This is a genomic window from Comamonas testosteroni, assembly GCF_000761245.1.
Classification (GTDB): Bacteria; Pseudomonadota; Gammaproteobacteria; order Burkholderiales; family Burkholderiaceae_C; genus Comamonas; species Comamonas testosteroni_C.
Window position 1 is genome coordinate 81,483 of sequence record NZ_AWOR01000078.1, and the last position, 12,510, is coordinate 93,992.

The following is a 12,510-nucleotide window of genomic DNA, read 5'->3' on the forward strand; positions in this document are numbered from 1 at the left end:
AAGCACTTAGAAAGTAAAATTTTTCTTCTCAACAAATCCATTATTTCCATTTACATACATCATTGTTCTGATACACATAAGGTATCTAGAATCAACAATTCTAAAATGATAAGTCTTAGGATTTTTTCTAAGAATAGGAGAATCTCCCTCCGTCATCTTTTTCAAAATATCATATACCATATCTTTAGATCCAGTGACGAATTCAAATTTCTCTTCAATTAATGCAAAAATATCTTCCGCGCTAAATTGATGAATTTTTATCTCACCTATACAAAATACAACATGATTATTAAGAGAATATTTTTTTAACCCATCATCCAGATGAGATTCAATCGTAGTGTAATTTTTCCTAAACGCAGATTTGAGCCAATCAAGATCCGATTTATGTAGCAGCTCAGAATAATAAAATTTATTATCTGTAATTTGGAATGCTAATTTCAACAAATATTCCTGAACTCTCTGCGCCAAACCCAAAGTAACCCTAAATACATGCTCAGAAATTTCGTCTATTTCACCATTGTTTATTTTAAGATTAAGAATATTATTAAAGCCATTTGAAGTCAAAGTTGAAATCATCGGCAAATTAAAACCAGAAACCTTAGGGATTTCCTCAATTCTATTTGACACCGATTCCAAATTCTTTGTTTTTACAAAATATTCAAGAACTCCTGTAGGAGTTCCAACAATAACAAATTTTATATTGCATGCCGCATACTTTTCGTCATCAAGCAAGATGACCAAATCAGCGAGTTCGGACATATATTCAGAATTATCAAATATAGTCTCCAGATTATCAAGAACTATAACACTCTGACGACCTTTGTTTCTCTCGCTTAGACCCTTAAGAATATTTAGAAAGTAATCACCACCTTGAAAAATATAACTGTCTTTTTTTCCAGCCCACCGCCAAACCCTGAAATTCCAACACTAGCTTTTTTTACTTGCTCATATGAACTGTTTACAAATGATCCATCTGGATTAATTGCATTACAAATAGCACCAACAACTCCATTAAACCTTTGAGCTAAAGCGCAATTCGCGACAACAAATTCTATTTCATTCTGATGCAAGACTTTCTTATAGAGCCACGACTTTCCACTGCCGCTTTCTCCGCAAATAAGCGTATGGAGTGTTCCGCAAACTGACCTCAATAGAGATTTTTCCAACTCTAACCGTGGGATATATGTTTTTAAATTAACTTCAGCTCTTCTCGGTGTGAAAGTTTCATTAATTTTATATACGGATGGAACTGACGATATTTGTGGATTCATTGAATATTAAATTGATAAAGTGATCATTATTTTTTTTGTGGCTCTAGTACCAGCCACATAAGCCAACCTGGCCTCCAACGCCCCATCCTTCTCGACATCCTTGGCGCGGCGCTCATCATCCGAAGTCACTACTGCCACCACCGGCCACTCCAGCCCCTTGCTCGCGTGCATGGTCATAAGCTTGATGGAATCTTCTGCAGGCTTGAACTGGCCAGAGCGCTCGCGCACCATGTGCGGCAAACCTTTGCGGCGCAAAGCGTCTGAACACATCCATAGTTCATCCTTGTGGCGGCAGAGCACCGCCATTTCACCCCAGGCATGGCCTTGCGCATGCTGGTCGGCCAGCAGCTCGGCCACACGGGCAGCGCGCTCGGGCAAGGTGGGCAGGTCGATGACGATGGGCTCGGGGCCTTCGCGGCCGCAGCTCAGTGGTTTGAGCAGGGGAATGCCGTCTTCGTCCTTGGCATCCTCGGGTGTGAGCATGTCGCCGGCCACCCGGTGTGCCAGTTGCAGGATCTGGCGCGTGTTGCGGTAGTTGATCTTGAGAATGGTGGTGCGGCCCGAAGCCTGTATGCCCACGCTTTTGAGGCTGAAGTTACGCTTCTGGCCGCGGTCGTAAATGCTTTGCGCATCGTCGTAGAGCAACAGCAGGCTGTTGGTGCTCGGGTCCACCATCTGCGTGACGAGCTTCAGCCATTCGGGCGCAAAGTCATGGCCTTCGTCGATCAACACAGCGTGGTACTGGCCTGCGGGAATATGTTTGTCGTCCAGGCCCTTGATGACGCGCTGCACAAACTCTTCCATGGCCTTGCCCACCGGCCATTTGTTGGCATCTTCCGGAAGCAGGTTGTAAGTCACCAGTTGCTCGCGGCACCATTTGTGGAAATGGCGCACATGGACGCGATCCTGCAGGCCTTTGGTCTCCATGCTTGCCGCCAGCTTCACGCCCAACGGCTCGTTGTAGCAGAGCACGAGGATCGGCTTGCTGCCCGGCCCCTGGGTCTGGGCCAGATGCTCGGCGCGGTAGCCGAGGATCATGGTCTTGCCCGAGCCCGCCACGCCATGGATGACTCGGTGGCCGTCACCCAGGCTGCGTGCCAGCTGCTCCTGCTGCAGATCCATGACGCGCATGATGTCGGGCAGCTCATCCTCGTCCTGAGCTGCATCATCGCCAAACAGTTTTTGCTGCTGGGGCACGCGCACTTCGGGAAACAGAATCCAGCGAATGCGGTCGAGCTGCGGCAGGCTGATGGCGCGGCCAAAGCTGTGCGGGAACATATCCCAAAGTCGCTGCTGGAAGGCTTCTGCGTCCACGGCTTCGACCATTTCGTCCTGACAGATGACCAGATGGCCGGGCAGCGCATCGCCCAAACCCGCAGCATCGAACTGCTTACGCGTGATGCGCGTGAAGACCACGCCGTGGCCCCAGGGAAAAGCCAACTTGCCTTTGTGATCGCCATCGCCCTGCACCAGTTGCGGATCGCGCTCCAGTGCATTGATGACCTGAATCGCACAATGACGCGCCTGCTGCAGCGGGCTCATCACCACCTTGGGCTGGCCGCTGCTGCTGTCGAGAATCTCGAAATATTCGCGCGTAGCCTTGCGAATGGTTTCCAGATGCCAGTCCTTGGTTTCCAGAATCAGCGCACCCCGGCGCGGATGCACCACCACAAAATCGGGTCGCGTCTGCTTGGGGCCAATTGGCACATCCCACCACAGCAAATAATCCTCTTCGAGTTTTTGCTGCAAACGCTCTGCCAACCGTTTTTCACCGCTGGTCATACGCCCCGCGCAGCTTCCAAGCGCGGGAATTAATACCGCCATTGTCTCCACCTCTTACTTGTATCTTCTTGTTTCAAGAATGGGGGTGTTTATATCCGATGAAGCCTTTCTGAATCTTGCAGAACCGATTAAAGCTGTCGCTCACGTTGGCTTCAATGCAGGCTTGGGTTTATTTCGGGTATCGGCTGCGAGCTGATATTCGGAATGGGCGGTTTTTTCTCTGTATCGTCAAAAAACAGAATTCAAGCCAAATCAGGCTCTAGCTCAATCTCATCAATTGCCGGCAGCTATCAAAACAGCGTTTGCTGTGTCGATGAGGATAGGAGCCGGGATTTCGCCCCGGCTGGCGAGTTACTTTCGTGTTCACGCACGAAAGTAACCAAAGAACGTGACCCGACTGTCTGCGTCCCTGCGCTTCGCTGCGGGCAAACCTGCGCCACACCATTCGGTCTGCGGTGCGGCAAAACTCGCTTTGCGCTACGCGCGCCGCTCAGACAGGTTGCCGCAAATTTGAAGACAAAGCATTGGCACTCTGCGGTGCCAATGCCCGCAGCCCGAACCGCGTGCCGCAGGCGCAGACACACGGGTGAATGCGGGTGCGGACGGCATGCGAGAGTTTTGACGAAATTGGCTTCTAGCCCTTACCTGGATTGCGGTAGCAGCTATCAATTTCACAAAGAAGCTATCTGGCTGTCCGCATTCGGTATCGCCCCTTTTTGCCCACGCCTGCGACGGCAAGCTCTTGGGCTGGCTGCTGCACCGCAGAGTGCAGCAGCTTCTTGCTCTGACTTGCGGCCGTTTGTTTGAACGCAGCTGCTTGCCGCGAAGTGAGTTGGGCCGCACAGCCCCAAGAGCTTGACGGCACAGGTTGCCCCGTAGCGCAGCGAAGGGGACGTGGGCAGCAGGGGCTGTGTTCTTTGCTTACTTTCTTGGGGGCGGCCTTCCGTCACAAGCAAGAAAGTAAGTCGGCTGGAGGGCCGAGACCCGCCCTCTGAAAGCAAATAAGGCATGCGGCCCAACAAGAACCACATGCCCATCGGTCTCAAGCCAAGACGCACAAAGCGCCATCAGCCATCAATATTCGAGGCAGATCTTGCCGAAATGCCTGCCTGCCGCCTGGTGCTCGAAGGCCGCCACCATCTGCTCCAGCGAATAGCGGCTGTCGATCACGGGCTTCCAGCCGAAGTTCTCCAGTGCGCGCACCATGTCCTGCTGCTGCTCGCGGCTGCCGACGATAAGGCCCTTGAGGGTTTGCTGCTTGCGCATCATCTCCACTGTGGGCACAGCGCCCGCAAAGCCGGTGAGCACGCCGATCAGCGCGATATGGCCGCCCACGGCGCAGGCGCGAATGGACTGGGGCAAGGTGCCGGGGCCGCCGACCTCGACCACGATGTCGGCTCCGCGACCGCCGGTGGCGGCCAGCACGGCGTCGCCCCATTCGGGCTGGTCCTTGTAGTTGATCACCAGATCGGCCCCCAATGCCTTGAGCTGCTCGGCTTTGGCCGCGCTGGAGGTGGTGGCGATGACGGTGGCGCCCATGCTCTTGGCCATCTGCAGCGCAAAGATGGAGACGCCGCCCGTGCCCAGCACCAGCACGGTGTCGCCGGCCTTGAGATGCCCGTCCACCACCAGCGCACGCCAGGCCGTGAGGCCGGCCGTGGTCAACGTAGCGGCCTCGGCATGGCTCCAGCCCTTGGGAGCATGGGTAAAGCTGGTGGTGGGCAGGTTGACGAACTCGCGTGCAAAGCCGTCCACGCCGTCGCCGGGCACAAGCTGGAAGTCGGACGGCACATGGCGACCCGACAGCCATTGCGGGAAGAAGGTGGAGACGACGGCATCGCCCACGGCAAATTCCGTCACGCCTGCGCCCACGGCCGTGACCAGGCCAGCGCCGTCGGCCATGGGGATGCGGCCGTCGGCCGCCGCGCCGGGGCGGCGCACCACGCCCAGGTCGTGGTAGTTAAGCGAGCTGGCGTGAATGCGCACCTGGATCTCGCCCGCAGCAGGCGCCGCGGGCACGGGCAGGTCGACAAGCTTCAGGTTTTCGAAACCGCCGGGCGCGGCCAGTTGCATGACTTTCATGGAGTGCTCCTCAAGGGGGTGAAACAGATGCTTTGCATGGTGCCGTCAATGCACGCCAGCCACCAGTACCAACATATTTGTTGGGTAGTATTAAAAATGTAAGTAATGGATGAGTGCTTGCTGGCGCTACGATGCTTGCAGTCCAGAACCGCAGCGAGGTGCCCATGAAACGATTGAACAGCAAGAGCGGCTGCGCCGTGGAGGTGACGCTGTCGGTCATGGGCGGCACCTGGAAACCCATCATCCTGTTCCAGTTGCTGCATGGCAAAAAGCGCTTTGGCGAGCTGAGCCGTGCCATCCCAGGCATCACGCAGCGCATGCTGACACTGCAGCTGCGCGAGCTGGAAGAAGCCGGCATCGTCGAGCGCACGGTGTATGCAGAGGTGCCGCCGCGCGTGGACTATGCGCTGACCGAGCTGGGCCGCAGCCTGCAGCCGGTGCTGATTGCCATGCGCAACTGGGGCATCGCCTACAGCCAGAACTTTGCTCAGGCCGAGCCCATGCATGACGCGGATCAAAACGGCGCAAGCTGCCTGCCAGACTTGAAGCAAAAACAGGCTTGAACGCTTACCCATCAAGCGTCTGCAGCTATCAAATCCAATAAAACGACCGCAAAAAGCCCGCAGGCTGCAAAAGCTGCGGGCTTTGGTCTGAAGCCGCAAGACTTACTTGCCGGCGGTCAGCGTGGTGTAGCTGTTGATCAGGTTGCGATAGTCGGGGATGTGGTTGGAGAACAGAGTCCCCAGCCCCTCGATGTCGTTGCGCCAGTCGCGGTGCAGCTCGCAGGCCGCGCCGAACCAGGTCATGAGCTGGGCGCCGGCCTGCTCCATGCGGCTCCAGGCGGCCTGCTGGGTCATGCTGTTGAAGGTGCCCGAGGCATCGGTGATGACGAACACCTCGAAGCCTTCAGCCAGGGCCGACAGCACGGGGAAGGCCACGCAGACTTCGGTCACCACGCCGGCCACGATGAGCTGCTTCTTGCCCGTGGCCTTGACGGCCTTGACGAAGTCCTCGTTGTCCCAGGCATTGATCTGGCCGGGACGGGCGATATAGGGAGCGCTGGGAAACTTCTGCTTGAGCTCGGGCACCAGAGGTCCGTTGGGGCCGGTCTCGAAGCTGGTGGTCAGAATCGTGGGCAGTTTGAAGTACTCGGCCATGTCGGCCAGGGCCAGCACATTGTTCTTGAACTTGTCGGGGTCGATATCGCGCACCAGGGACAGCAGGCCGGTCTGGTGGTCCACCAGCAGCACGGCGGCATTGTCTTTGTCGAGGCGGATATAGGGCTTGTTGCTCATGACGATCTCCTTCAGAGGTAGTGGAGGGGGTGAGGAAAATCAAACGCGCAGGGAATCCAGCACTTCGTGGTTCTGTACCACTTCCTGCGCCTTGGCGTAGCTTTCGATCAGCAGCTGGTAGTTGGGGAAGATGCCGGTATAGGCCTGTGCCCATTCGGCCGCGTCTTCGCGGTTCCAGGTCTTTTGCAGCTCCGAGGCCACGGCCGCGGTGTCTATGGGCACCACACCGGCCTGCAGCATGCGGGCCAGAGTGATTTCCTCGGCCATCTTGGAGTAGGTGCCCGACGCATCGATGACAGCAAACACCTGGTAGCCATCGGCCACGGCGGCGATGGAGGGAAAAGCCATGCAGACGCTGGTGATGGTGCCGGCGATGATGAGCTGCTTCTTGCCCGTGGCCTTGACGGCCTTGACGAAGTCTTCGTTGTCCCAGGCGTTGATCTCACCCTTACGTGCCACGTAGGTGGCGTGAGGTGCGTTCTGGTGGATTTCGGGAATCAGCGGACCATTGGGGCCCTGAGGCACGGAGGCTGTGGTGATCACGGGGATCTTGGCCAGCGAAGCGATCTTGGCCAGCGTGCTGGCCAGACGGCGCAGCGTGGTGAACGGCATGTCCTGCACGGTCTGGAACAGGCCGCTCTGGTGGTCGATCAGCAACATGGCCACGTTGTCCGGATCGATCACAGGCTTGGCGCCGTTGAAATTGGCGGGGATGGCTGCGGTCTGGATGCTCATGGAAGTCTCCTTGGAGTTGGGAACGAAGGGGGAGGTTTCGCTCCCCGGTCGCATCGCTGTAGGGCCGGGGATACGGTGGCACTGAGGGCTCAGTGGTTCGGCACGGCCGTGGGCGCATGGCGCTCGGCTGCCGGAATGCGGCCGAACTGGCCGCTGCGGAAGTCCTCCAGCGCCTGCTGGATTTCCTCGTCGCTGTTCATGACGAAGGGGCCGTAGCCGACCACCGGCTCGTCAATCGGCTCGCCTGACAGCCACAGCAGCGTGACGTCGCTGTTGGCTTCCAGATGCACGCTGTCCGCAGCGCGATCCATATGCACCAGCTGTCCGGCGCGGGCAATCTCCTGTCCGTTGACCAGCAGCGTGCCGTGCAGCACCACCAGCGCCAGCGTGCGGCCGGCCCGGGCCTGCAGCTCGGTGGCTGCTCCGGCGTTCAGCCGCACATCCCAGACATCGATGGGCGTGAAGGTCCTCGCCGGGCCGCGATAGGCGGGCCCCTTGCTGCCAAGATAGTCACCGGCAATGACACGCAGATGACCCGCGCCGTCCGGCAACGCGACCTGCGGGATGTCGGCATTCAGCAAGGTCTGGTAGCCGGGGGCGGACATCTTGTCCCTGGCCGGCAGGTTGACCCACAGCTGCACCATCTCCAGCGGCCCGCCGCTCTTGGCAAAGGCTTCGGAGTGGTACTCCTCGTGCAGGATGCCCGAGGCAGCCGTCATCCACTGCACATCGCCGGGGCCGATGGTGCCGCCGGCACCTGTGGAGTCGCGGTGGGCCACCTCACCCTCATAGACGATGGTCACGGTCTCGAAGCCCCGGTGCGGGTGCGTGCCCACGCCGCGCCGCGCCGTGGTGGGCGTGAAGCTCTGGGGACCGGCGTGATCGAGCAGCAAGAAAGGGCTCAGGGCCTTGCCGTGGTCGCCATAGCTGAACAGCGAACGCACGGGAAAGCCATTGCCCACCCAGTGGGGACGGGGGGCTTCGTAGACACCCAGGATTTTCTTGAGCATGGCATTTCTCCTTGCGACAGGCCTGCAGTCCCGTTGGTCGCTGCAGGTGTTGAACATGGGAGAAGTATGAATTTGGAACGATGACTTGAGTAGTCCACAATATTCAGTCTCAGAGTTCTATTTTTAAAACGATGAAACTGCCAGACCTCAACGAGCTGTACTACTTCGCCCAGGTGGTGGAGCATGGTGGATTCGCGCCCGCAGGCCGCGCCCTGGGGCTGCCCAAGTCCAAGCTCAGCCGCCGCGTGGCACTGCTCGAGGAGCGCCTGGGCGCGCAATTGCTGCTGCGTTCCACACGCAGCTTTGCCGTGACCGAGGTGGGCAAGCGCTACTACCAGCACTGCCGCGCCATGCTGACCGAGGCAGAGGCCGCCGAAGAGTCCGTGGCGCTGGTGCATTCCGAGCCCTGCGGCAAGGTGCGCATGAGCTGCCCCGTGGCCTTGCTGGCCTCGCGCGTGGGCCGCATGCTGGGCGAGTTCATGCGCCAGTACCCGCGCGTGGAGTTGCAGGTGGACGAGACCAACCGGCGCGTGGACGTGGTCGGCGAAGGACTGGATCTGGCCCTGCGCGTGCGCCCGCCGCCGCTGCAGGACAGCGATCTGGTGCTGCGCACGCTGGCCGAGCGCCGCCAATGCCTGGTGGCCGCACCCGAGCTGCTGCAGCGCCTGGGCCCGCCCGGCGGGCCCATGGATCTGTCGGCCTGGCCCAGCCTGGATATGGGCGGCGTGCAGGAAACCCACCGCTGGGTGCTGCACGGCCCCGACGCCGTGCGCGCCGAGGTCAGACACCAGCCAAGGCTGGTGACGCAGTCCATGCTGGCGCTACGCGACGCGGCCGTGCTGGGTGCCGGCGTGGTGCAGCTGCCCAATATGTTTGTGCGCGAAGAGCTGCGCAGCGGCACACTGGTGCAGGTGTTGCCGGGCTGGCAGCCGCGGCCCGAAATCATCCACGCCGTCTACGCCTCGCGCCGCGGGCAGTTGCCCGCCGTGCGCGCGCTGCTCGACCATCTGGCCCAATCCTTCAGCGCCCTGTCCGAGGACTAAGCACCAAAAACGGCTGCAGCGTTGATCCAGCAAGCGCTGGCAGCTATGGATTGCAAGTCCATCAACCCAGAGCCGCCTGGATATCGCCGGCCAACTTCTCGGGCTTGTCCTGGGGCGCATAGCGGCGTATCACCTGTCCGTCGCGGCCCACCAGGAATTTGGTGAAATTCCATTTGATGGACTTGGTGCCCAGCACGCCCGGCGCTTCGGAGGTGAGCCAGCGGTACAGCGGATGCGCGCCATCGCCGTTGACCTCGATCTTGTGCATGAGCGGGAAGCTGACGCCGAAGTTCAGCTCGCAAAAGCTCGCGATCTCGTCATCCGAGCCTTTTTCCTGGGCACCGAACTGGTTGCAGGGAAAGCCCAGCACCACCAGGCCCCGGTCCGCATATTGCTCGTGCAGTGCCTGCAGCCCCTTGTACTGGGGCGTGAAGCCGCAGGCACTGGCGGTATTCACGATCAGCAATACCTTGCCCTGGTACTGCGACAGAGGAACGCTGCGTCCCTGGATGTCGGTGGCTTCAAAGTCATAAACGCTGTTTGCCATGCTGATCTCCCGCCAAAGTGAAGCCCCAAGCTTAAGGCAGTCGGCAAAACATCTCACCACTGGAAACAAGCCTGCACCGCCACGCCACGGAGACAATACCGGGGCTGCGACCATAGAAAAACCGATCCCCGCAAGCAGAGCGCCTGTTTTTTGGGCATTCTTCGCAGTCTTGCCTTCTTGCGGCCCTTGGCGGGCTGCCTTGCAACGTGCGTTTGTCCTTGAACGAATTGAAAGAAAAATGGGTGGCTCAGGCCACGGCTGCGTGGACGCGCGCTCGTGCCAGCACTCTGGGCCAGCGCATTGCGGCCCTGCCCTGGTGGCGTCGCTGGCCGACGCGGCGTGAATGGCTGTGGTTTGCCGCGGCCTTGCCGGCGCTGTTTGTCGTCTATGTGCTGGTGCTGGTTCCGTTCACGCCCAGCATCAGCGATATCCGCAAGGCCAAGCTCGAGCAGCCCGCGCAGATTCTGAGCGCCGACGGCAAGCTGATCGGCGAGTTCAAGCGCAGCAACCGCCAGTGGGTGCCGCTGGAGCAGATTTCGCCTGCTGTGATCAAGGCACTCGTGGCCACCGAAGACCACCGCTTCTATGAGCACCATGGCATGGACTTCACGCGCACCGTGGGGTCGGTCATCCATACGCTGGGCGGCAATCCCCAGGGCGGCTCCACCATCACCCAGCAGCTGGCGCGCAATCTCTACCCCACGGAAATCGGCCGCGCCCGCAATGTGAACCGCAAGCTCAAGGAGGCGATCACGGCCTTCAAGATCGAGGCGCTCTACACCAAGGACGAGATTCTCGAAACCTATCTGAACACCGTGCCCTTTCTCTACAACGCCTATGGCATAGAGATGGCGGCGCGTACCTATTTCGACAAACCTGCGGCCAAGCTCACGGTGCTGGAAAGCGCCACGCTGGTGGGCATGCTCAAGGGCAATGCCTACTACAACCCAGTGATCAACCCCGACCGCGCCATTGCCCGGCGCAACACCGTGCTGAGCCAGATGGTCAAGCGCGGCGAACTCAAGGACGATGAGTTCGAGCGCCTCAAGAAACGCCCCATGCGTCTGGACTTCGAGCGCCAGGAGGAGCCCACGGGCATGGCGCCGCATTTTTCCCAGCAGTTGCGCAAATGGCTGATCGCCTGGGCCGACAAGCACGACTACAACATCTATACGGACGGCCTGATCGTACGCACCACGCTGGACTCGCGCCTGCAGAGCTGGGCGCAGCAGGCCGTGAACCGCCAGATGCAAACGCTGCAGGGCATTGCCAACAGCAACTGGAGCCACCGCGACGGCTGGAGCGCCGAGAACGCGCTGGTGCTGCAGCTGTTGCGCGAGACGGACGCCTTCCGCAAGCTCGCCAGAAGTGGCAAGCCTTCCGACATCAGCGAGGAAGAGGCGCTCAAGAAGCTGCTGGCCGACAAGGCCTTCATGAGGCAGCTGCGCGAGGACAAGACCCGCGTGCAGGCCGGCTTTCTGGCCATAGACCCGCGCACCTCGGCCGTACTGGCCTGGGTGGGCAGCCGCGACTATGCCCAGGATGCGTTTGACCATGTGGCCCAGGCGCGTCGCCAGCCCGGCTCCACCTTCAAGCCCTTTGTCTATGGCGCAGCCCTGCAGCGCGGCGCCAAGCCTGACGACACGCGCAAGGACGAGGCCGTGGAAATCCAGCTGCCCGGCGGCGAGGTATGGCGCCCCAGCGATGCCGTCGAGCCCACGGGCGTGCCCATGAAACTCAGCGATGCGCTGGCCTATTCCAAGAACACCATCACTGCAGAGCTCGGCCAGGAAGTGGGCATGGACCGCGTCATCAAGCTGGCCCGCGGTCTGGGCGTGCGCCAGAGCCCACTGGAGCCCGTGCCTTCGCTGGCGCTGGGCTCCAGCCCCGTCACGCTGCTGGAAATGGTCAACGCCTACGGCAGCATTGCCAACTCCGGCCGCTATATTCCGCCCCAGCTGGTCACCCGTATCGAGAATGCCGACGGCGAGCTGCTGGCCGAATTCACCCCGCCCAAACCCGATCAGGTCTGGGACGAGGAAGAGAACTACGGTCTGCTGGAGATGATGCGCGCCGTGATTGACAAGGGCACGGGCCGCGCGATTCGCAAGCAATACGGCATTCGCGCCGATGTGGCCGGCAAGACCGGCACCACCCAGGGCAATGCCGACGGCTGGTTCATCCTCATGCACCCGCAGATCGTGGCCGGTGCCTGGGCCGGCTTCAACGATGCGCGCATCACGCTCAGGAGCGACCAGTGGGGCCAGGGTTCACGCAGCGCCCTGCCCATGGTGGGCGACTTCATGTCGCGCGCCCTGCGCAGCCCGCTGCTCAATGCAAAGGCCCGGTTCACCGAGCCCAACACCAGCCACTGGTGGAGCGATATGGTGGGCCGCCTGCGCGACAAGCTTCAGGAATGGAGCGGGCCCGCAGCTGAGGGCAACGATCCAGATCGCACAACGCCGACAGCTCCCGCTCATACAGCACCCAACAGGAGCAATGGCAGCGAGGTCGACATCATAGAGAGCACGCCCGCAGCACCGCCCTCGACCGCCGCCCAGCCGGCGCCTGCCGACAGCAGCGCCCAGCCGCCCGATCTGGACAGCAGCCCCGGGCTGGCTCCCGGCGAGATGATGCCGGCTCCGGCCAGACCCCCCGCGCCGTCAAGCTGGAGCGATATAGGCACACCGCTGCCGCCAGCGGCACCGCTGAATGGGCCGCAGGACAGCCAGTAGCGCAGTTTTC

At 59.8% G+C, this 12,510-nt stretch carries 11 protein-coding genes; 3 read left to right on the forward strand and 8 right to left on the reverse strand.

Annotation, left to right across the window (positions count from 1 at the left end):
- Positions 1–6: 6 nt before the first annotated feature.
- The 4 genes from P353_RS22465 to P353_RS22475 form a co-directional block, all read right to left on the reverse strand.
- Positions 7–759, reverse strand: a complete 753-nt coding sequence (locus P353_RS22465; RefSeq protein ID WP_034374727.1) for a hypothetical protein — start codon at positions 757–759, stop codon at positions 7–9.
- Positions 760–851: 92 nt separating this feature from the next.
- Entirely contained in the window at positions 852–1,271 is a 420-nt protein-coding gene (locus P353_RS28560) for an AAA family ATPase (protein WP_080750652.1), read from the reverse strand.
- A 6-nt stretch (positions 1,272–1,277) separates the two neighbouring features.
- On the reverse strand, positions 1,278–3,095 hold the full coding sequence (locus tag P353_RS22470; RefSeq protein WP_198529115.1) for a DEAD/DEAH box helicase: 1,818 nt from the start codon (positions 3,093–3,095) through the stop codon (positions 1,278–1,280).
- Positions 3,096–4,127: 1,032 nt separating this feature from the next.
- A complete protein-coding gene (locus P353_RS22475) occupies positions 4,128–5,135 on the reverse strand; it encodes a zinc-dependent alcohol dehydrogenase family protein (RefSeq protein ID WP_034374731.1) in 1,008 nt (335 codons plus the stop codon).
- Between the two features lie 158 nt (positions 5,136–5,293).
- Here P353_RS22475 and P353_RS22480 point away from each other — a divergent pair, with 158 nt between their 5' ends.
- Positions 5,294–5,698 carry a winged helix-turn-helix transcriptional regulator gene (locus P353_RS22480; protein WP_269799978.1) on the forward strand — a complete coding sequence of 135 codons (405 nt, stop codon included), beginning with the start codon at positions 5,294–5,296 and terminating at the stop codon, positions 5,696–5,698.
- A gap of 102 nt (positions 5,699–5,800) precedes the next feature.
- On the opposite strand, the gene ycaC is transcribed toward P353_RS22480, so the two are convergent.
- The 3 genes from ycaC to P353_RS22495 all read right to left on the reverse strand — a co-directional run bounded on the left by ycaC (position 5,801) and on the right by P353_RS22495 (position 8,175).
- Positions 5,801–6,430, reverse strand: a complete 630-nt coding sequence (gene ycaC, locus P353_RS22485; RefSeq protein WP_034374733.1) for an isochorismate family cysteine hydrolase YcaC — start codon at positions 6,428–6,430, stop codon at positions 5,801–5,803.
- Between the two features lie 39 nt (positions 6,431–6,469).
- On the reverse strand, positions 6,470–7,165 hold the full coding sequence (locus tag P353_RS22490) for an isochorismatase family protein (protein ID WP_034374736.1): 696 nt from the start codon (positions 7,163–7,165) through the stop codon (positions 6,470–6,472).
- Positions 7,166–7,254: 89 nt separating this feature from the next.
- Positions 7,255–8,175, reverse strand: coding sequence for a pirin family protein (locus tag P353_RS22495; RefSeq protein ID WP_034374738.1), 921 nt, complete (start codon positions 8,173–8,175; stop codon positions 7,255–7,257).
- A 131-nt stretch (positions 8,176–8,306) separates the two neighbouring features.
- Here P353_RS22495 and P353_RS22500 point away from each other — a divergent pair, with 131 nt between their 5' ends.
- The gene (locus tag P353_RS22500; protein WP_034374740.1) at positions 8,307–9,218 is read left to right on the forward strand and encodes a LysR family transcriptional regulator; all 912 of its coding nucleotides are present in this window, start codon (positions 8,307–8,309) and stop codon (positions 9,216–9,218) included.
- 61 nt (positions 9,219–9,279) lie between these two features.
- Here the strand turns inward: P353_RS22500 and P353_RS22505 are convergent, their stop codons facing one another.
- Positions 9,280–9,765, reverse strand: coding sequence for a glutathione peroxidase (locus tag P353_RS22505; protein ID WP_034374741.1), 486 nt, complete (start codon positions 9,763–9,765; stop codon positions 9,280–9,282).
- Positions 9,766–9,977: 212 nt separating this feature from the next.
- Between P353_RS22505 and P353_RS22510 the strand changes: the two genes are divergently transcribed.
- Complete coding sequence (locus tag P353_RS22510; protein WP_052084981.1) at positions 9,978–12,500, forward strand: transglycosylase domain-containing protein; 2,523 nt, start codon at positions 9,978–9,980, stop codon at positions 12,498–12,500.
- Positions 12,501–12,510: the final 10 nt, after the last annotated feature.